19 protein-coding genes and 1 riboswitch are annotated in these 20,181 nt (G+C 42.9%); of the genes, 11 read left to right on the forward strand and 8 right to left on the reverse strand.

Annotated features, from left to right (window positions below; genetic code table 11):
- Nucleotides 1-5 precede the first annotated feature (5 nt).
- Both phoU and FTT92_RS10370 read right to left on the reverse strand, forming a co-directional pair.
- Nucleotides 6-722: a phosphate signaling complex protein PhoU gene (gene phoU / locus FTT92_RS10365; protein WP_078189433.1), complete on the reverse strand. Its 717-nt coding sequence runs from the start codon at nucleotides 720-722 to the stop codon at nucleotides 6-8.
- Between the two features lie 83 nt (nucleotides 723-805).
- Nucleotides 806-2,161, reverse strand: coding sequence for a TolC family outer membrane protein (locus tag FTT92_RS10370; protein ID WP_180172073.1), 1,356 nt, complete (start codon nucleotides 2,159-2,161; stop codon nucleotides 806-808).
- A 314-nt stretch (nucleotides 2,162-2,475) separates the two neighbouring features.
- Here FTT92_RS10370 and FTT92_RS10375 point away from each other — a divergent pair, with 314 nt between their 5' ends.
- The 7 genes from FTT92_RS10375 (at nucleotide 2,476) to FTT92_RS10405 (ending at nucleotide 9,219) form a co-directional block, all read left to right on the forward strand.
- Complete coding sequence (locus FTT92_RS10375) at nucleotides 2,476-3,453, forward strand: hypothetical protein (RefSeq protein ID WP_180172098.1); 978 nt, start codon at nucleotides 2,476-2,478, stop codon at nucleotides 3,451-3,453.
- Nucleotides 3,454-3,564: 111 nt separating this feature from the next.
- A riboswitch (TPP riboswitch) is annotated at nucleotides 3,565-3,691 on the forward strand.
- A gap of 116 nt (nucleotides 3,692-3,807) precedes the next feature.
- The gene (gene thiC / locus FTT92_RS10380; protein ID WP_078189435.1) at nucleotides 3,808-5,703 is read left to right on the forward strand and encodes a phosphomethylpyrimidine synthase ThiC; all 1,896 of its coding nucleotides are present in this window, start codon (nucleotides 3,808-3,810) and stop codon (nucleotides 5,701-5,703) included.
- Between the two features lie 76 nt (nucleotides 5,704-5,779).
- Nucleotides 5,780-6,400 carry an NUDIX domain-containing protein gene (locus FTT92_RS10385; RefSeq protein ID WP_180156699.1) on the forward strand — a complete coding sequence of 207 codons (621 nt, stop codon included), beginning with the start codon at nucleotides 5,780-5,782 and terminating at the stop codon, nucleotides 6,398-6,400.
- 10 nt (nucleotides 6,401-6,410) lie between these two features.
- On the forward strand, nucleotides 6,411-7,214 hold the full coding sequence (gene cpdA / locus FTT92_RS10390; RefSeq protein ID WP_078192576.1) for a 3',5'-cyclic-AMP phosphodiesterase: 804 nt from the start codon (nucleotides 6,411-6,413) through the stop codon (nucleotides 7,212-7,214).
- A gap of 209 nt (nucleotides 7,215-7,423) precedes the next feature.
- A complete protein-coding gene (gene dksA, locus FTT92_RS10395; protein WP_078189438.1) occupies nucleotides 7,424-7,951 on the forward strand; it encodes an RNA polymerase-binding protein DksA in 528 nt (175 codons plus the stop codon).
- Between the two features lie 4 nt (nucleotides 7,952-7,955).
- Complete coding sequence (gene gluQRS / locus FTT92_RS10400; protein WP_373684114.1) at nucleotides 7,956-8,873, forward strand: tRNA glutamyl-Q(34) synthetase GluQRS; 918 nt, start codon at nucleotides 7,956-7,958, stop codon at nucleotides 8,871-8,873.
- Nucleotides 8,874-8,958: 85 nt separating this feature from the next.
- Nucleotides 8,959-9,219 (forward strand): zinc-ribbon domain-containing protein, encoded by a 261-nt coding sequence (locus FTT92_RS10405; RefSeq protein ID WP_078189439.1) that lies wholly within the window; start codon nucleotides 8,959-8,961, stop codon nucleotides 9,217-9,219.
- Here the strand turns inward: FTT92_RS10405 and ftsW are convergent.
- From ftsW to FTT92_RS10430, 5 genes are all read right to left on the reverse strand, one after another.
- Nucleotides 9,208-10,404: a putative lipid II flippase FtsW gene (gene ftsW, locus FTT92_RS10410; protein ID WP_180062779.1), complete on the reverse strand. Its 1,197-nt coding sequence runs from the start codon at nucleotides 10,402-10,404 to the stop codon at nucleotides 9,208-9,210. The genes FTT92_RS10405 and ftsW overlap by 12 nt on opposite strands.
- A 21-nt stretch (nucleotides 10,405-10,425) precedes the next feature.
- The gene (gene murD / locus FTT92_RS10415; RefSeq protein WP_180172075.1) at nucleotides 10,426-11,772 is read right to left on the reverse strand and encodes a UDP-N-acetylmuramoyl-L-alanine--D-glutamate ligase; all 1,347 of its coding nucleotides are present in this window, start codon (nucleotides 11,770-11,772) and stop codon (nucleotides 10,426-10,428) included.
- A 159-nt stretch (nucleotides 11,773-11,931) separates the two neighbouring features.
- Complete coding sequence (locus tag FTT92_RS10420) at nucleotides 11,932-12,183, reverse strand: DUF6587 family protein (protein WP_180172076.1); 252 nt, start codon at nucleotides 12,181-12,183, stop codon at nucleotides 11,932-11,934.
- Between the two features lie 36 nt (nucleotides 12,184-12,219).
- Nucleotides 12,220-14,085: a ferrous iron transport protein B gene (feoB, locus tag FTT92_RS10425; protein ID WP_180049853.1), complete on the reverse strand. Its 1,866-nt coding sequence runs from the start codon at nucleotides 14,083-14,085 to the stop codon at nucleotides 12,220-12,222.
- Nucleotides 14,082-14,345: a FeoA family protein gene (locus FTT92_RS10430; protein ID WP_078189444.1), complete on the reverse strand. Its 264-nt coding sequence runs from the start codon at nucleotides 14,343-14,345 to the stop codon at nucleotides 14,082-14,084. The genes feoB and FTT92_RS10430 overlap by 4 nt, the downstream gene beginning before the upstream one ends.
- Before the next feature lie 172 nt (nucleotides 14,346-14,517).
- On the opposite strand from FTT92_RS10430, the gene xerD reads away from it, so the two are divergent.
- The 4 genes from xerD (at nucleotide 14,518) to thrC (ending at nucleotide 18,981) form a co-directional block, all read left to right on the forward strand.
- Nucleotides 14,518-15,435 carry a site-specific tyrosine recombinase XerD gene (xerD, locus tag FTT92_RS10435; protein ID WP_078192583.1) on the forward strand — a complete coding sequence of 306 codons (918 nt, stop codon included), beginning with the start codon at nucleotides 14,518-14,520 and terminating at the stop codon, nucleotides 15,433-15,435.
- Between the two features lie 96 nt (nucleotides 15,436-15,531).
- Nucleotides 15,532-16,344: a DsbC family protein gene (locus FTT92_RS10440; protein ID WP_078189446.1), complete on the forward strand. Its 813-nt coding sequence runs from the start codon at nucleotides 15,532-15,534 to the stop codon at nucleotides 16,342-16,344.
- Nucleotides 16,345-16,474: 130 nt separating this feature from the next.
- The gene (locus tag FTT92_RS10445; protein WP_078192857.1) at nucleotides 16,475-17,779 is read left to right on the forward strand and encodes a homoserine dehydrogenase; all 1,305 of its coding nucleotides are present in this window, start codon (nucleotides 16,475-16,477) and stop codon (nucleotides 17,777-17,779) included.
- 62 nt (nucleotides 17,780-17,841) lie between these two features.
- Nucleotides 17,842-18,981, forward strand: a complete 1,140-nt coding sequence (thrC, locus tag FTT92_RS10450) for a threonine synthase (protein ID WP_078192584.1) — start codon at nucleotides 17,842-17,844, stop codon at nucleotides 18,979-18,981.
- A gap of 123 nt (nucleotides 18,982-19,104) precedes the next feature.
- Here the strand turns inward: thrC and FTT92_RS10455 are convergent, their stop codons facing one another.
- Entirely contained in the window at nucleotides 19,105-20,154 is a 1,050-nt protein-coding gene (locus FTT92_RS10455; RefSeq protein ID WP_143221671.1) for a serine hydrolase, read from the reverse strand.
- Nucleotides 20,155-20,181 lie beyond the last annotated feature (27 nt).

Consider the following 20,181-nt stretch of genomic DNA (forward strand, 5'->3'; position numbering starts at 1 on the left):
TTCAATTAACGCTGAACTTTTTGCTCAATTTCTTCAACACTGGTGTGACGGACATCTAGACCTTTCACCATATAAATCACTTGTTCAGAGATATTTCGAGCATGGTCACCAATACGTTCAAGTGAACGCAGCACCCAAAGTACATTCATGACCCGAGTAATGTGCCGTGGATCTTCTATCATATACGTCATGAGGGTACGGGTTGCCGATTGGTACTCGCGGTCAATATCAGCATCGGCCAAAAGGACACGTAAAGCCTGATCTACATCCAAACGTGCAAAGGCATCAAGCGCATCATGAATCATAACGCGGACTTGGTTGCCAATATGACGTGTTTCCATATAACCCCGCGGTGAACCACCCTCTTCACACAAGCTTTGTGCAATACGGGCAATTTTTGCCGCTTCATCACCAATCCGTTCTAAATCGGTGTTGGCTTTCGACATCGCAATCACCATGCGTAGATCAATCGCAGCAGGATGACGACGCGCCAAAATTAGGGTAAGCGCTTCATCAATTTCAGTTTCCATACGGTTCACCGTATTGTCTTGAAATTGAACATCGATCGCCATCGTTGCATCCGTATCCAATAAGGCATGAATGGCATTTGCAACCTGCTGCTCCACCAAACCACCCATGGTCATAAATTTGGTATGCACATCCTGCAACTCTTCATTGAATTGCGAAGAAATGTGATGGTTTAAAACAGGATTATTAGGCAAAGCGAGTCTCCACTACAACGTGAATCGGCAGATTTTAGTGCCATATTAAAGCATATTGATTGTGAAACTTTTATGACCATGGCCTATTTCTTTAGTAGGATCGATGGCTGATTTTTCTGATCGACCAACCATGCATTCATTTCCACTAAATCAGCTTCCGTTAATTTCCCAACGGAGGCTTTAAGTTGTAGAACATGAATTAAATAATCGTACTTGGAATTTAAATAATCTTGACGGGCTGAGAAGGCATTACGCTGTGCCAGTAGCACATCAACTATAGTTTTCAGACCTTCTTGGTACTGAGCTTGTGACGCCAAAGACACTTGCGCGGAAGAATCCATCGCGGCTTTACGTGCCTGTAATTTACTTTGATCCATTTCGACTTGCATATAAGATTTTTTTACATCGGTTTGTGCTTTTCGAATTGCTGCATCCACCTGTGCTTGGCTTTTCTCAACATTGATCGCCGCTTGCTTAATGGATTTCTGTGTCCGTCCACCATTAAACACATTCCAGTTCATTTCAATCCCCACCTGATCAAATTGACCATCTTGCGACATGATGGATTGTGGACTTTGCTTGTTATACCCATAGGTCCCTACCGCTTCAATCTGAGGATATAAAGCAGCTTTTTCGACGCGTTTGCCATCTTCCGCATAACGTTGTTGCATACGCGCTTGTAAAATGCCTAGGTTCTGCTCCTGAGCCAGTTCTTCCCACGCTTGTACATTGTTTGGAATCGGTTTTTCAAACTGAAAATCTTCACGTAACACCGCCAAATTTTCTCGATATGGCCCAATCAACTGTTGTAATTGTTCCTGCGCCAAAACCAATTGAACATTGGTTGCCATGCGGTTGGCCCGAGCATTTTGATATTGAGCATTGGCTTCGCTGACATCACTTTTTGCCACCAAGCCTTCTTTTAATTTAGCATTCATCATGCGCAGCTGTTCAGATAGCGCCTGTTCTTCTTGTAAGTTGGCAACCGTTAATGCCTGTTGGCGTAGGACATTAAAATAAGCTTCAGAGACATTTAAAATATGATCTTGTTTTTGAATCCGCAGATTAATTTCACTTAAATTAATCGAGGTCTTGACTTGCTTCAGCCCTTCCCATGCATCCCAACGAAAAATGGGCTGACGGGCAGTGAGCGCAATTTGTCTTGTTGTGGTGCTGTCTGGCATGATCAGCCCGGCTTGAGCGCCGCTTTGGTTGGAATTTTGATTTTTTCGGGTCACATTTCCAGAGATTGTTACCGTCGGGAGTAAGTTCCCATTGGCAATCCCCAAATTCAATTTATCCGCTTCATATTGTAGTTTATTGGCTTGCCAATTGGGGTCTTCTTGTTTTGCACGTTCATAAGCTTGCACAAGATCTAGCGCACACGCCCATTGACTCGTGAAAAGCAAACAAAGACCCACCACAACTTTTTTGTTCATTTTTTTTGTAAATTCCTAATATTCAAATACCCGAGATTGAATATTCAAGCCTAAAACTAAGCAGATACTAATCATATCCTTGCAAATTTCCGTATGATTTTTATTAATTTTTTATATCAAATGCGACAAAACCGGATAATTTCAGTCGTTTTCGGACACTACTCACAACGCTATAACAAAGAACTGTACAATAGTACACATATTGCACGTGTTTCATCTATAAAATAGTCGACATTCCATCGGACAATACCACTTCTATAGCGCATCGAGTTCCTGTGTCAAAATTTTTTCAGCTGCCTGCAAAGTTTAGTGCAATGTTTTTATGTTTCAGTATGTTGAATGGATGCCAACAACAGCCTGAACCTCAACCTGCACCAGAGTTTCCCAACAATAAGACTGTTCAAAAAGAAGCAGTCGATTTGTCTTTGCTGTGCAAAAAACTTGAAAAAAACATGCTGGACATAGACGATCAACGAACAACTTTCGCTTTAGAACAAATCAACCAAGATCTCAAAGTCTGCTTACCGCTGTTAAAAGCGGACGAACAAAAAAAATTACTGCGTTTGTCCAATCAAATGTATCGCAACTTTTTACATGTTGAACGTACAGCTCAACAGCAAATGGCGTTCGAACAATTTGCCTTTGATATGGCTCAGCATCCCACAATTCAACAAAATCATTATGAGCAGCTCACTGCCCGAGATCAATACTTACTGAAACATAAAGGCCAAGCCTATGTAGAATTGTTCGATGCAGGTGAAGGACAATTACGCTATCGCCGAAGTCCTGAATATTTAGCCAAAATTTTTGCGCCTTATATGGAAGAACCTGAGCAGGTCTTTATTGAAAAACTGGCTGAACAAAATGCACAACCCGCCTTGCTGCAACAAAGTTTAGCCATTGAGCCGCAAGAGATTGCAACACGTGCTATTTTTTGGGAAGACTATCTGAAACAATATCCAGATAGCCCCTACAAAAAAGATGCACAACAATTGCTATATCAATATAGCCAGTTGTTATTTATTGGTTCGGCACATAGTCCCGTTTCTAATGATTTTTCAGACCGCCTCAGTATTCAAGCCAGTTCTTTAGAAGAAATTGAACGCTTGGCTCAATTAAAAAACTCCAAATTGGCAGATCAGGCGCGTTTATTTTTAAAATTATTAGATCAAAATACTGCTGCATCTAATCAACGTTCTGAAGCTCAGTTGTTGAATTTAATTGGTGTCCGTAATCCTGATCCGCATTATAAGAAAGACTGTTTTAGTGATGCTATTTGTGTGAATAAATAGTCCTTTTAGCTAACTCTAGCTCAATTGCACACGAGCCTGCCCAAAATTCTGCACTGCAAAATCGATGAAAAATAACACTGTTTTAAAACAGCCTTCATGCTAATATCCGCACAAAGCTTGACGGAGCGCAGGTAATTTCCTGCTGAGATCATCTAAATTTAGTTCGCTAAATTTAAGGATGAGTACCGTTGAACCTGATCAGGTTAATACCTGCGTAGGAATCAAGCCATCTAAAAACTTAAGCCCTTCTTATCTCTTGGTTTTACGCCTTTATTTTCAGGTGAATCCATCAGATAAACTGCCACGTTTTTGGTCGTGCTTGATTCGTTGATGTCATTCATAAGGATCATTGCAATGAACCAATTAACGAATCTCACCGCTTCAGATCGCGCTGCTCAGCATGAACAAGATGCTAAAGATCTCACTCGTATTCTCCCCGCGTCAAAAAAAGTCTATATCCAAGGCTCACGTCCAGATATTCGCGTACCAATGCGTGAAATCAGTCTTACAGATACGCCTACAGGTCTGGGTGGAGAAAAAAATCTACCGATTATGGTCTATGACACCTCTGGTGCTTATACCGACCCCAATATTCAAATTGACCTGAATCAAGGTCTACCTAATGTCCGTGAATCTTGGATTGAGTCTCGAAATGATACGGAAATACTCGATACCTTAACTTCAAAATTTGGACAAGAGCGTCTTCGAGACATCCGCACTGCAGAGATTCGTTTTGCGCATATTTCAAAACCGCGTCGCGCTCGTCGTGGACACAATGTCTCTCAAATGCACTATGCCAAACAAGGCATCATCACTCCTGAAATGGAATACATTGCGATTCGTGAAAATCAGCGCCAGCGTGAAGGTGTTGATATGCGCCAACATGCCGGTCAAAATTTTGGCGCACGCAATTTAACTGAAATCACCCCAGAATTTGTACGTCAAGAAGTGGCTGAAGGTCGTGCCATTATCCCTGCCAACATTAACCACCCTGAATGTGAACCGATGATTATTGGTCGTAACTTCTTGGTGAAAATCAATGCCAACATTGGTAACTCAGCACTTGGTTCAAGCATCGATGAAGAAGTGGCAAAAATGACTTGGGCAACTCGTTGGGGTGCTGACACCATCATGGATTTATCGACAGGTAAAAATATCCATGAAACCCGCGAATGGATTATTCGCAACTCCCCTGTACCGATTGGCACAGTGCCGATTTACCAAGCTTTAGAAAAAGTTGATGGTGTCGCAGAGGACTTAACCTGGGAAATTTTCAAAGACACACTGATTGAACAAGCCGAGCAAGGTGTCGATTACTTTACGATTCACGCAGGCGTGTTGCTTCGTTATGTTCCACTCACCGCCAACCGTTTAACTGGTATTGTGTCACGTGGCGGATCCATCATGGCGCAGTGGTGCTTAGCGCATCATGAAGAAAACTTCCTGTATACGCATTTTGATGAAATCTGCGAAATCATGAAAGCCTATGATGTGTCATTCAGTTTAGGTGATGGTTTACGTCCGGGATGTATTCAAGATGCCAACGATGAAGCCCAATTTAGTGAATTACGCACCTTAGGTGAATTGACTCACCGGGCATGGGAGCATGATGTACAAGTCATGATTGAAGGCCCAGGCCATGTACCAATGCACATGATCAAAGAAAATATGGATCTACAACTCGAGGTTTGCAAAGAAGCGCCTTTCTATACCCTTGGACCACTCACAACCGATATTGCCCCGGGCTATGACCACATTACCTCTGCGATAGGTGCAGCAATGATTGGTTGGTACGGCACCGCGATGCTGTGTTATGTGACCCCGAAAGAGCACCTTGGTCTACCAGATAAAAAAGACGTCAAAGATGGCATTATCACCTACAAAATTGCAGCCCATGCCGCAGACCTTGCCAAAGGTCATCCTGGTGCGCAGGCTCGTGATAATGCATTATCCAAAGCACGCTTTGAATTCCGCTGGGAAGACCAATTTAATCTGAGCTTAGACCCTGATACAGCACGCAGCATGCATGATGAAACGATGCCGAAAGAAGCACATAAATCGGCCCATTTTTGTTCAATGTGTGGACCTAAATTTTGCTCGATGAAAATCACACAAAATGTGAGAGATTATGCAAAAAATCAGCAAGATATGCAGCTTTCTTCAGAATCTAATCCTGAAATTGAGACAGGTTTACAAAGCATGAAAGCGGCCTATCATGAACATGGTCAAAAGTTGTACCACAAAGTGTAAAGCTTAAAAAAAATCTTTTGTATTCAACAAAATCTCGGTTAGGATGAAATGGAAGATTTCATCCTAATTAGCGCTTATGAATATTATTAAACAGGCCACATATAACAAAAAAGATTACAGCATTGAAGGGCGTGAACATCTTTATAAAGGCTTTATTCAAGTTGAAAAAGTTCAGCTTCGACACCGCTTATTCCATCAAGACAGCATGATTCCAACCATTCAGCGTGAATTGATTCATCGTCCTGAAGCAGCAGGTGTGCTGATCTATAGTCATCAACAACAAAAATTTGCCTTAATTGAACAATTCCGCATTGGGGCGATTGATGATGAAACTTCGCCATGGCAACTAGAGATTATTGCCGGCGTGCTCGATGGTGATGAATCTGCTGAAAGCTGCATCCGCCGTGAAAGTTTGGAAGAATCAGGTTGTGAATTAGATGCACTACAGCATTTATTTAGTTTTTATCCCTCTGCGGGTGCCTGTGCGGAATTATTCCACCTTTATAGTGCTGAAGCTGAACTTCCTGAACATGGCGGAGTCTTTGGCATGCCTGATGAAGGAGAAAATATTCAATTGCATATCTTAAACTATACTGATATTCCTGAATTATTAACCAATGGTCGGCTAAAAAACGCACCTGTCATTATGGCCTTGCAATGGTTACAACAACAAATACATACTACAAGGAATGTCTAAGGGGAAGGACATGACTTTAAGGGATACACCACAATACGACTGGACACTGATCCAGATCTCGGACACACATTTAATGGATCAGGAAGATCTTGAATTTGTCCGCATGAATCCAGAGCAGAGTTTTCACGATGTGATTCAACAAATTCAGTTGAACCATCATCACATCGATACGCTTGTCCATACTGGCGATCTTGCACAAGTGCCGGTAGAGCGTACCTATGCGCGTTATCTCGAATATATGCAACAGCAGCCGTTTCCGTTTTATCAGATTCCGGGGAACCATGACGAAGCGTCTTGCTTCCCATTTCATCAACAGGAAGATCGTGCTCACTGCATCGCATTAGGCAATTGGTGTCTGATTTTACTGAACAGTGCGGTTAAAGGAAAAGTGGATGGTTGGGTATCACAACAGCAGTTGGAACAATTAGATCAGTTACTCACAGCGCACCCACAGCAACACATCATTGTGGCATGCCACCACCACCCTTTTGCCATGCAATCGCATTGGATAGATCAGCATAAACTAAAGAACGCTGAACATCTCATAGATGTGCTTTCACGCCATGACAATGTCAAAATTGTACTATGCGGACACGTACATCAAGACTCGTCTAATCAATGGCGCAATATTCAGTTTTTATCGACGCCTTCGACCAGTGTTCAGTTCAAACCGCATAGTGAAAATTTTGCCTTAGATGAGGCTTTACCAGGGTATCGTGCACTCTATCTGAATGATAATGGTGAATTTAAAACTGAAGTTGTTCGGGTCAAATTAAAACAACCTCAAATTAATGTTGAAATTTCAGGTTATTAACTTTTCAATTTGATTTTTTTGCTTTACTTTATGGCTTCTAAAGGAAAAGTGATAGTTAGAATCCAAACATCAAAGACTATCAATAAGCAGAAAAAGTCTATATGATGACGACCCCCACAGAAGGAAACTCTGTGTTGGGTGGATAAAAAACTTGCATATCACCATATTTTTTGCGTATAGATATATGCATATGATGAGGAATGCCCTACATGGCGAATGACAACCAAAATCAAGTCTTAGACGAACAAACTGATGTAGTAGACGAAAAGTCTACCAAACGCGTGCGCAAATCAAAGCCAAAGGCGACTGAAGGTGGTTCTACTGCAAGCTTATTTGGTATTGAACCTTATCAGCCTAAAAAGAATGAAGAATACATGTCTGAAGGGCAACTTGAGCATTTCCGTCACATCCTATTGGCGTGGAAAGCTGAGTTAATGTCTGAAGTAGACCGTACTTTGAATACCATGCAAGACGAAAATACTGCGCTTCCAGATGTGAACGACCGTGCAACGCAAGAAGAAGAATTTGCGATTGAACTTCGTACACGTGACCGTGAACGTAAACTGATCCGTAAAATTGAACAATCAATTGAAGCGATCAAAAATGATGACTACGGCTTCTGTGAAACGTGTGGTATCGAAATTGGCTTACGTCGCCTAGAAGCGCGTCCAACAGCAACTTTATGTATCGACTGCAAAACACTTGCGGAGATCAAAGAGAAGCAAAATAACGGTTAATTCTGTGTTGAGTAATTCCTCTCTAGCCCTCCCTTTAGATAAGGGAGGGAAAGCTGCAGAGCATTACGTGGGTCGGTTTGCGCCATCGCCAACCGGCCCTTTGCATTTTGGCTCTTTAATTACAGCAGTCGCAAGCTACTGCGATGCCCGTGCCCATCAGGGGCAATGGTTGGTTCGTATCGAAGATACCGACATTCCACGCATATTTCCCGGTAGCGAAGAACATATCTTACGTTGTATTGATGCATTTCAATTCGAACCAGATGCCGAGATCATTTTCCAAAAAGACCGCCTAGAAATCTATGAGGAAGTCATTGCGCATTTGCATGCCCAAGACTTGATCTATGCTTGTCAATGCACCCGAAAAATGCTTGGTTCGAATCATATCTATCAAGGCACATGTCGCAATCTGGGCCTTCTCCTTCAGGATCAGGCCATTCGAATCAAAGTCGATGCACAGAACATTTGTTTTACCGACCGCTTACAAGGGATGCATTGCTCGAATCTGCAACAAGATTTGGGCGACTTCGTCTTAAAACGCCGTGATGGCATTATCAATTATCAACTTGCTGTCGTGGTTGATGACTACCTACAAGGGATGACCCATGTTGTACGTGGGGCTGATCTTTTGGACAATACCGAACGTCAAATTTGGCTCGGACAGGTTTTGGGTTATACGCGCCTTAAATACATGCACTTGCCATTGGCAATGAATGATCAGGGACAAAAACTGTCAAAACAGAATATGGCTCAAGCTCTTGATTTAAGCCAAGCGGCACCTTTATTACAACAAGCATTGCAAGCCCTACACCAACCGCCAGTCGACTTGGATACGCCACGTATTATGCTACAACAGGCGATTGCGCAGTGGGATATTCAACAAATTCCCCATGGCACAGCATTGCCTCAAATCTATCAATAAACCCACATCCCTATCTGAGCCAATCACTCGATATTCAATTGAATTATGCTTTAATAAAGTGATCAATCGACCATTGGAGAGCCTAATGTTTTTTATTTTTGGAGTTGGTCCGAAAACCAAAGTCATTGAAAAGAGCCAATTTACTTGCCCTGTCTGCCGCAGCAGAACTCAGTATGAGTTGAAACAGCAACGTAATTATTTTTCTTTATTTTTTATTCCATTGATTCCACTATCTAAAGCCAAGGCGAGCTTGGTCAAATGTCTCCATTGTGGAACGGAGATGCCGGCCAGTGTACTGCACCATGCATCTCCCGATCCGCAACGAGATACCAATTTAGAAGCTTGATTCTTCTTTACTTGGGTTCACTTCTTTGGTCGTCGCATCGATCTTTAAGATCAGACTCACCATAACCGCACAGATAATCAAAGAAGACCCTCCATAACTAATAAACGGTAAGGTCAAACCTTTGGTAGGAAGCATGCCCATGTTCATGCCGGCATTCACCAAAATTTGCAGCAAGAAGATAATACTAATGCCATAAGCCAAGTAGCCTGCACGTAAGTATTGATGACGTAAAGCACGATGACCAATGCGAATACAGCAGACCAACATCACAAATGACAGCGTCAATACGGTCAAAATCCCAAAGAAGCCAAATTCTTCGCCCAAAACCGCCAACATGAAGTCGGTATGAGCCTCAGGTAAATACGACATTTTTTGAATACTATGACCCAAGCCGACACCAAACCATTCACCGCGACCAAAAGCCATTAATGCATTCGATAACTGGTAGCCTGCGCCTAATGGATCATTCCATGGATTTGAGAAGGACATCAAACGTTCTAAACGGTAAGGTTCAAATAAAATCAAGAACACAAAGGCCATGATGATCGCACCAAAGGCAATTGCGAACTGAATCAACGGTGCTCCTGCGAGGAAGAATACCCCTAGCATGGTTAAGGCAATCACCACCGTCGCCCCTAAATCGGGCTCTGCCATGACCAAACCGACAGTTGCAGCCATAATCACTGCCAAACGCACCAAGCCCTTGATGTTATTACGGACTTCTTCGGCACGCCGTACCACATAGTCCGCGGTAAATATCGCCATCATGACTTTGGCAACTTCCGAAGCCTGTAAGGTGAAACCAGCAATACGAATCCAACGTTTAGAACCATTGACCTCTGTCCCGACAGCCAATACAGCAGCCAGTAAGATAATCGTGATAATCCATAAAAAGAAGGTGTTGTTAAACCAGACATTTAACGGCACTTTATAGGCGATATAGGCGGCGGCGGCGGCAGCGGCAATCGAAATCCCGTGTCGTGAAATGTAATGGAAGGCATTTTCATGCATGCGTTCTGCATAAGGCATCGATGCAGATGCCACCATGATCGAACCAATACACAACAATGCCAAAACACAGAACATTAAAACATTGCGCACGTTGACCTCGGCAGGTAACCGAGGAATCCAACGCTCTACAACTTCATTTATTCTATTTATGGTCGCCTGAGCTAACCCAGCCATACAACTTTCCTTATCGTTCTTTTAAACGAGTGCATTCACACAATCAACAAATTGGTGTCCACGCTCACTGTAGCCTTTAAACATATCAAAACTTGCGCACGCTGGAGACAATAACACCACATCATTGGCTACCGCATTTTGTTGGCACAGCTCAACCGCTTGTTTCAAACTTTCAGCATGAATCAGCGTGGTTGTCCCTTCAACCGCTTTTTCAATAATTGGACGATCTTCACCAATCAATACCGCAACTTTGGCATATTTTGAAAGTGAATCACGCAGCGCAGTAAAGTCCTGCCCTTTGCCTTGACCACCTAAAATAATCGCCACTTTACCGCCTTTGGCTTCAATCGCAGCACCTAGACCATCAATCGCAGCTAAAGTCGCACCAATATTGGTGCCTTTAGAGTCATTATAATAACGAACACCATGCATTTCTTTGACAAATTCACAGCGGTGCTCTAAACCTTTAAAGGTTTTCAAAGTTTCCAACATACCCTCTAGTGGCAAACCAATCGCTTCACCCAAAGCCAAACATGCCAAGGCGTTTGCCACATTATGGGTCCCTTGAATATACATATCTGCACTTTTCAGTAAACGCTCACGACCACGTGCCAACCAAATTGTGCCATCAGTATCGCGTAAAATACCAAACTGATTCATATCCGGTGCATTTAAGCCAAAGCTTTGCATTGGAGTAGCATCTGGAACCAATGGACGTGTTAATGAATCATCACGGTTATACACCACTTTTTTCACCGCTTGGAAAATACGATGCTTCGCAGTGTGATAGCCCATCATATCGCCATGACGGTCCAAATGGTCTTCACTCATGTTCAACACCACAGCCACTTCTGCTGCCAAGTTCGACGTGGTTTCTAATTGAAAACTTGAAAGCTCTAAAACATAAAGCTCTGGATCATCTTTGGTGAGATCCAAAGCTGGACGACCCAAGTTACCACCCACTGCCACTTTTTTGCCTGCATCTGCTGCCATAAGACCAAATAAAGTTGTTACGGTACTTTTCGCATTCGAACCTGTAATTGCGACAATCGGCTTATCTGTCGCACGACGTAAAATTTGAATTTCTGAAACCACAGGAATGTTGGCTGCAATGGCCGCCTGAATTTGCGGTAATTTTGGATCTAGCCCCGGGCTGATAATAATTTCTTCTGCTTGCAGTAATAAATCTTGATCCAACTGACCGAAACTGGTTTGTACATCACTTGGAATTTGATCATGACCCGGTGGAACTGCTCGTGAATCGGTGACTGCAACGCGGTAGCCATGGCTATGTAAGAAATTCACTGCGGAAACACCAGAAATCCCTAATCCGGCAACAACCTTCAATCCACCACGCTGTATTAACATTTTCGCCCCATTTTTTGGTCGGTTTTTAAATCTGACAAAATGTTAGCACTTTGCTGTTTTGAATGCTTTTTATGTTTTCACTTTCTCGCAGTTTTTTTGTGTCCGCTCGTAAAAAAACCGCCCATCTTGGGCGGTTTCTTCAAGCAATTGACGGTGAGCTTATTTCCATTTCACCGCTTGTATTTCAGCTTTTTTTGCAGATGGATTATCCGAAGCTGAACATCCACAACCGCCTGCACAGCCTGCGGCCATTTTTGGCTTTAACCATTTGGCTAAACTGTTCCAACCACGGTTTGCACAGTGCCCAGATAAAGTTGTGAAGACTGAGTTCGATGTTTTTGGAAATACCTTCTTAAACACCACGACAGCACTCCAAATCACCAATACCGCAATAATTATTGATTCAAGCATGTCTCTCTCCTTTGTTCAGCTTTTGCCATTCAAGATTCACGATCCAAAATAGCGTGTTGCAATTTGATACGTGATGAATGCCATTAGATAAGCCAAACCAAATAAATAGATAGTCATGAAACTCACCGTTTTCAAGGAGCCAGTTTCACGTTTAACTGTCGCCAGTGTCGCCAAGCAATGTGGCGCATAAATAAACCATACCAATAATGATAGACCGGTTGCCAATGACCAACCCAATGACCCATCGCTACTAATTAAATTTGCCAGACCTTGAGACATGGCATCTTCATCTGTTGCAGACAAGGCATACACCGTACCCAATGCCGCCACAACGACTTCACGTGCCGCCATCGCTGGAATTAAGGCAATACAGATCTGCCAGTTAAACCCTAATGGTGCAAAAATCGGTTGTAGCACATGCCCAAGCATACCTGCCAATGAATAATCAATATCCGGTAAGGTTGCGCCTTCTGGCGGTTGCGGGAAAGTACACAAGAACCATAACAAAATCGATAAAGCGAAGATGATGCCACCGACACGTTTCAAGAAGATCTTGGCACGGTCCAGTAAACCAATCCAAACACTCTTAATATCTGGGAAACGGTAGCTTGGAAGTTCCATCAATAAGGCATGCTGTGATTTATCTTTTTGGAAGAATTTCAGCACTGTTGCCACAATTAAGGCACTCACAATCCCTGCTGCATATAATGCAAATAACACCAAGCCTTGTAAGTTAAAGACGCCCCAGACCATTTGCTGTGGAATAAATGCTGAGATCAGCAAGGCATAAACCGGTAAACGTGCCGAACAAGTCATCAATGGCGCAACTAAAATCGTTACCAGACGATCTCGGGGGTCTTGAATACTCCGAGTTGCCATAATGCCCGGTACAGCACAGGCAAAGCTCGACAGCAAAGGAATAAAAGCACGTCCACTCAAACCTGCTTTAAACATCAGCTTATCTAGTAAGAATGCTGCACGTGGTAAATAACCCGATTCTTCTAAAACCAAAATAAAGAAGAATAAAATTAAAATCTGCGGCAAGAACACCACTACACCGCCTGCACCCGCAATGATCCCATCAACCACCAAGCTGTTCAGGAGTGGATGTGAAATGTGTTCACCGACCAATTCACCGAACCAACCGAAGAAGGTTTCAATACCATCCATAAACGGCGCAGCCCACGCAAACACCGCTTGGAAGATAATAAACATCATCACCGCTAAGGTAATTAAACCAAAGACTGGATGTAGAAAAATTTTATCGAGAAAGTCTGAGCGTTTATCTTCATGATCAACAAACACCACCACGTCTTTTAAAATTTGTTCAATTTTTTCGTGGTTAGTCCCAGAAAGATTGGTATCACTTAATGACGCATCTGGTTTTCTGAAGCCTTCGGCATCCAAAGCGCCCATTAAGTTTTCAATACCTGCATTACGTACAGCAACGGTTTCTACAACAGGAACGCCCAAACGCTGAGACAGCTTTTGGGTATTGATTTGCATGCCACGACGACGTGCTTCATCCATCATGTTGAGGACAAGTAAAATTGGACGACCCAAATCGATCATTTCCATGACCAAACCGAGGTGCAATTTTAAGTTTGTCGCATCAACTACACATAAAAAGACATCTTGATGCCCTTCTTCTGCAATTTTACCTTGCACGACATCACGCGTAATGGCTTCATCAGGACTCGTCGCTTCTAGGCTATACGTCCCCGGCAAATCCAAAACTCGAACAGATTTACCCGATGGCAAAGTAAATTGACCCACCTTTCGCTCAACCGTTACCCCAGCATAGTTTGCAACTTTCTGACGTGTGCCCGTTAAATGATTGAATAATGAAGTTTTACCACAGTTTGGATTACCAACGAGGGCAATACGTAACGCATCACTCATGCTGATGCCCCTTCCATTGCTATTTCCACTTTTTCAGCTTCTACTTTTCGCAGTGCGAAGCGAGTAAACCCAACTTGAATTAAAATCGGGTCACCACCAAAAATACCTTTGGTAATCACCTGTACTTTTGTTCCGGGAACAAAACCCAAAGTCTCTAAACGGCTAGCGACTAAATCAGCCGGAGCATTGTTGCCATTCTGGTTACGATGTACCTTATGAATGACTGCGCTTTGTTTCACTTTCAAATCAGATAATCGCACGCAACTAACCCTAAAAAATTTTGAACATTATACAAACAAATGAGAATAATTAACAAATCGGATTCGATTTCAATTCTCATTTAACAATCTAGCATCGACACGACTATTTTTTTAAATTACATTGCATTAAACCATTGTGATTTCTTGGTTTAATTTCGAAAATGAGCGGCACATGTTAAATAAAAAACCACGTATTCCTACCCCAGTCCAAATTCCAGAATCACTCAGTTTTTTACACGGATATCGTGATGATTTAATAGCTCAAACCGTCAGTCCACATACCCGAAATGCATATTTATCTGATTTAATTCAATGCAGTGAGTGTCATACGCATGTCATGACTGATTGGAGCAGTGACGACATTTCAGATGTCTTGCTTAGCCTGACGAAACAAGGAAAAAGCCCTCGCTCGATCGCCCGCTCACTTTCTGCACTGCGTTCATTTTTCAAGTTCTTGCGTGAACAAAAAATACGCAGTGACAATCCTGTTGCAATCCATAAAACACCCAAATTGGGTCGTGCCCTACCAAAGGATTTATCTGAAGCAGATGTTGAAGCCCTGATTAATGCCCCAGACCTCAACACCGCATTGGGTCTACGTGATCGTGCCATGCTCGAAGTGCTGTATGCCTGTGGTTTACGTGTCTCTGAGTTATTAAATTTAAGATTAGAACTGATCAATCTTAAACAAGGCTATTTACGAATTACCGGTAAAGGCAATAAAGAACGCTTAGTTCCTTTAGGTCAAATGGCGGTGGAATGGATCGAGAAGTATTTAGCTGAAGCACGTCCCGTCTTATACAAAAGCGCAACCGATGCTTTATTTCTCACTCAACTCGGTGGAATGATGAGTCGCCAAAACTTTTGGTACGCGATTAAACGCTATGCGCTCATTGCAGGCATTCAAGCCGAATTATCACCACATACCTTACGCCACGCCTTTGCCACGCATTTGCTCAACCACGGTGCCGACTTACGTGTCGTGCAGATGCTGCTCGGCCACAGTGACTTGTCTACCACGCAAATTTATACCCATGTCGCGCAGATTCGTATGCAAAAATTACATGCAGACTATCATCCGAGAGCTTAACGGCAGGAAATATCAGACCAAGAAGTTCTATTGTGCCCGATATTTTTTGCTATGCTTACTCACCTGTTTGATAAAGCTAAAAGAAAAGGGTTGTTTATGTTATTTACCCGTTCAAAAATTTTTCTCGCATCGACACTTGTTGCCAGTATGGCGTTAGTGGCTTGTTCTAATTCAAATAATGACGAAAAGAAAGATGCGACATTAACGGCAAGTACGCCTGCAACTGGTGAAGCTTCGAATTTATCTGAACGTAATGCTCAGCAGCGTTTAATTGATACTTTGCAATCCAATCTGCAAAAAGCCAATATCAATGCCAAAGTCACTGGGGTGAAAGCGACTGAAGTTCCTAATTTGTTTTGGGTAAGCTTTGAAGGCATGCCTGCGGTCTATGCTACAGCTGATGGTAAATACATTTTCCAAGGCGACGTAGTTCGTTTAGGTGAAAAGCAACTCTTTAATGTAGGCGATACCCTACAAGCAGAAGCCAACAAAAAATTATTTGATCAATTAAAAACTGAAGACCTACTGATCTATAAAGCCAAAGGTAAAACCAAACACGTGGTTTATGTGTTTACCGATGTTAGCTGTCCTTATTGCCATAAATTACATGAACAAATGGATGATATTAATGCCCGTGGCATTGAAGTCCGTTATATCGCTTGGCCACGTGGTGAACAACACATGCCAATGATGGAAACTATCTGGTGTAGCAAAGACCGTCGTGCCGCATTTGATAAAGCCATTGCCGGTGAGCAAATCGAGCCAGCATCATGTAAAAACCCAGTGCGCAGCATGTATGAAATGGGTCTAAATATTGGTGTGAATGGTACGCCAGCGATCTATAACGCAGAAGGCAAACACATCGGTGCTTACATGTCGGCTTCCGAACTTGAAAGTGCGCTTAAATAACTAATTTTTATAGGCTAAATGAATGTTTTTTATGGGTAGGAATAAAGTGATTTCTACCCTAGAGTCCAAACGTTTTTTTAGCTATGATCTAAACTCACTTAAAGCAATGATGAAATAAATGGAGTGTGACGTGAAACCAGTTCGTCTGGCAATCCTCGGTCTTGGTACTGTGGGTGGTGGTGCCCTTAAACTACTAAAAGAAAATGCTGCTGAGATTAAACGTCGCACCGGTCGTGAAATTGAAATTACCCATGTGGGTACGCGTCGCCCTCGTCCTGATTTAGAACTGCCTGCTTCAGTGAAGCAAAGTGCTGATTTATTGGATATCGTCCGTCAACCCGATGTAGACGTTGTGGTTGAAGTTATGGGCGGCATTCACCCTGCGTATGAAGTGATTCGTGAAGCAATCGTTCATGGCAAACAAGTAGTGACCGCCAACAAGGCGTTATTAGCTGAACACGGTAATGAATTATTTAAATTGGCCGATGATCATCACGTTCAGATTGCTTATGAAGCAGCTGTCGCAGGCGGTATCCCAATTATTAAAGTCCTCCGTGAAGGTTTGGCAGCCAATAAAATTGACTGGCTTGCAGGTATCATTAACGGTACTGGTAACTTTATCCTGACTGAAATGCGTGAAAAAGGTCGTGCCTTTGCAGACGTTCTCAAAGAAGCGCAAGAACTCGGTTATGCCGAAGCAGATCCAACATTTGACGTCGAAGGGATCGATGCGGCGCACAAGTTAACATTGCTGGCTTCTATTGCTTTTGGTATCCCACTCCAATTTGACAAAGTCTTCACTGAAGGCATCAGCAAAGTTACTGCGCAAGATGTCAAATATGCAGAAGACCTCGGTTTCCGTATTAAACATTTAGGTATTGCACGTCGTGCTGCAACGGGTATTGAACTTCGTGTGCATCCAACGCTGATCCCTGAAGACCAACTGATTGCCAATGTAAATGGCGTTAAAAATGCTGTGTTGGTTCAAGCCAATGCCGTTGGTCCAACGCTTTACTATGGCGCAGGTGCAGGTGCAGGTCCGACAGCATCAGCAGTGGTTGCCGACGTTGTCGATATTGTCCGTGACATCTCATATACCGAAGATGGCGCAGGTACAATTCCACAGCTTGCTTTTGAAGCACTGACCGATTTACCAATTCTTCCACGTGAAGAAATGACCACTGGATATTACATCCGTATTAATGCCGAAGATCAAACTGGCGTTCTTGCTGATGTCACGACTATTTTAAGCCGTGCAGGAATTAGCATCGATGCGATCATGCAACAGCCGCGCTTAAAAGACCTTATTCCTATCGTGATTCTGACTGATCCAGTCAAAGAATCTAAAATGGATGAAGCCCTTCAACAAATTCAAGCATTGCCTGTCATTCATGGCGAAATTGTACGAATTCGTTTAGAATCGCTTGATAATTAATCGGGTCGAGGGGAATATTTCAGTTCCTCTCGCCAAGCTCTACACACAATTGGAACATCATCATGTCTAATGCCAATCGTTATACTGGTTTAGTTGACCGCTATCGCGACCGTTTACCCGTATCTGCAACTACTCGCGCAATTTCTTTGGGCGAAGGTAATACGCCACTGATTAAGCTTGAGAACATTCCACGCATTATTGGCAAAAATGTTGAAATTTATGTGAAGTACGAGGGCTTAAACCCGACTGGTTCATTTAAAGACCGTGGTATGACCATGGCTGTAACAAAAGCAGTTGAAGAAGGCTCTAAAGCAATTATCTGTGCATCTACAGGTAATACATCTGCTGCAGCGGCTGCTTATGCTGCACGTGCAGGCATTAAAGCATTTGTGCTCATCCCAGAAGGCAAAATTGCCATGGGTAAAATGGCACAAGCGATGATGTATGGCGCGGTAACAATGCAAATTCACGGTAACTTCGATGACGGTATGCGTCTTGTAAAAGAAGTTGCAGATCAAGCACCAGTTACGATTGTAAACTCAATCAACCCATACCGTCTGCAAGGTCAAAAAACCATTGCTTACGAAATCGTTGACGAATTAGGTCGTGCGCCAGATTACCACTGCCTACCTGTAGGTAATGCGGGTAACATCACAGCACACTGGATGGGTTATACCGAAGCTGTGGCGAATCAGCCTAAAGAAGAATTTGTACAAGTCGTTTATGATCCTGAAACTGATCAATTCACAGGTCCAAAACCTGCGGGTCTACCAACAATGGTGGGTTACCAAGCTGCTGGCGCGGCACCATTCCTACGCGGCGCACCTGTAGAAAACCCTGAAACAGTAGCAACTGCAATCCGTATCGGTAACCCACAAAGCTGGAACCATGCTAAAGCAGTAGTCCGCGATTCAGAAGGCTGGTTCGATGAACTCCAAGATGCTGAAATCTTAGAAGCACAGCGTCTACTGTCTATGTACGAAGGTGTATTCGTAGAACCTGCTTCTGCAGCGTCTATCGGTGGCGCGATTCGTGACATCAAAGCAGGTAAAATTGCTGAAGGTTCTGTGATCGTATGTACTGTGACAGGTAACGGTTTAAAAGATCCTGACACTGCCATCAAGCAATGCCAAGATGCAGTGATGTTGTCGATTGATGCAACTATGGATCAAGTTCGCGATTCAATTCTGTCAAATATGTAATTCATATACTGACTAAATAAAAAAGCCCTGCTCTTGCAGGGCTTTTTTATATCTTGCATTCACTTCAGCATTTAAACGTTGAGTAAATCCAAATACTGAAAGAATGAAAAATCTGAAATCTTATTAAATACGTTTTGGTAACTGGCTCGCCCAATTCATTAAACGAGTCGCATCATTGGTTCGTGCAACTGAAGAATCCGCACCCAATAACACCACCACCGCTGGACGGTTATTCAGTGTGGTATGCATCACAACACAGCGCCCTGCTTCATTAATAAATCCAGTTTTTGAAATATTAATATTCCAACCACCATTACGCACTAAAGCATTAGTATTGTTTGATTTCAATACGCGGTAGCCCAAATTAAAGTCATAACTTGGTGTGGTTGAAAATTGACGAATCAAACCATACTGCGAAGCGGTATTCACCAAAATACCTAAGTCACGTGCCGAAGCGACATTGCCTGGGTGCAAGCCAGTCGATTCCACATAATGAGTCGAGTTCATCCCTAATGAGCGTGCTTTCGCATTCATCGCTGCAATAAATGCAGAACGACCACCTGGATAAGTACGTGCTAATGCCGAAGCCGCTGGATTTTCAGACTTCATTAAAGCAAACAGCAATGCTTCTGCGCGGTTCATACTGTCGCCAGCACGAAGTGTTGAACTTGAGCTTTTACAACCTGAACATGAGAAATCAGACTGTTGTAAGGTAATCTTTTCAGACATGTTTAATCGGGCATCTGAAATCACTACTGCTGTCATGAGTTTGGTAATTGATGCAATCGGTAAAGCTGTATTGCTATTTTTGCTATATAGCACTTCACCAGTTTGACCATCCATAACCAGTGCTGCACGCGCATTTACAGAGGGCTGTCCTGCGTATTGATTGGTATCAATAATACGGACCGTTTTCGATGGTGCTGTCTGTACCACACCGCCTGTACTACGTACAGAAGTAGTCACTTTAGTTGACCCTTGAGGAGATGGCTCTTCAGCGCTATAAGACACGTCACCGTTGAGTAACTGGTTTGCATCTTCAGATGACCAGCTAATATTTGACTGCTGATTTGCAGCACTATTCATCACAATTTCAGCAGAACTGAAACTGCTCATACTGAATAAAATTGACATGCCCAAAACGTGCATGAAGGATTTATTTAATTTTTTCACCATTGCTCACTCAACTCAGGATACTAA

It is taken from the genome of Acinetobacter sp. YH12023 (assembly GCF_013420135.1).
GTDB classification, from domain to species: Bacteria; Pseudomonadota; Gammaproteobacteria; order Pseudomonadales; family Moraxellaceae; genus Acinetobacter; species Acinetobacter amyesii.

Excerpts from the sequence above, each read along its gene's own strand:
- FTT92_RS10370 (WP_180172073.1), bottom strand. The coding sequence starts at position 2,161 with ATGAACAAAAAAGTTGTGGTGGGTCTTTGTTTGCTTTTCACGAGTCAA.
- FTT92_RS10375 (WP_180172098.1), top strand. The coding sequence starts at position 2,476 with ATGTTTTTATGTTTCAGTATGTTGAATGGATGCCAACAACAGCCTGAA.
- thiC (WP_078189435.1), top strand. The coding sequence starts at position 3,808 with ATGAACCAATTAACGAATCTCACCGCTTCAGATCGCGCTGCTCAGCAT.
- FTT92_RS10385 (WP_180156699.1), top strand. The coding sequence starts at position 5,780 with ATGAATATTATTAAACAGGCCACATATAACAAAAAAGATTACAGCATT.
- cpdA (WP_078192576.1), top strand. The coding sequence starts at position 6,411 with ATGACTTTAAGGGATACACCACAATACGACTGGACACTGATCCAGATC.
- dksA (WP_078189438.1), top strand. The coding sequence starts at position 7,424 with ATGGCGAATGACAACCAAAATCAAGTCTTAGACGAACAAACTGATGTA.
- FTT92_RS10405 (WP_078189439.1), top strand. The coding sequence starts at position 8,959 with ATGTTTTTTATTTTTGGAGTTGGTCCGAAAACCAAAGTCATTGAAAAG.
- ftsW (WP_180062779.1), bottom strand. The coding sequence starts at position 10,404 with ATGGCTGGGTTAGCTCAGGCGACCATAAATAGAATAAATGAAGTTGTA.
- murD (WP_180172075.1), bottom strand. The coding sequence starts at position 11,772 with ATGTTAATACAGCGTGGTGGATTGAAGGTTGTTGCCGGATTAGGGATT.
- FTT92_RS10420 (WP_180172076.1), bottom strand. The coding sequence starts at position 12,183 with ATGCTTGAATCAATAATTATTGCGGTATTGGTGATTTGGAGTGCTGTC.
- feoB (WP_180049853.1), bottom strand. The coding sequence starts at position 14,085 with ATGAGTGATGCGTTACGTATTGCCCTCGTTGGTAATCCAAACTGTGGT.
- xerD (WP_078192583.1), top strand. The coding sequence starts at position 14,518 with ATGTTAAATAAAAAACCACGTATTCCTACCCCAGTCCAAATTCCAGAA.
- FTT92_RS10440 (WP_078189446.1), top strand. The coding sequence starts at position 15,532 with ATGTTATTTACCCGTTCAAAAATTTTTCTCGCATCGACACTTGTTGCC.
- thrC (WP_078192584.1), top strand. The coding sequence starts at position 17,842 with ATGTCTAATGCCAATCGTTATACTGGTTTAGTTGACCGCTATCGCGAC.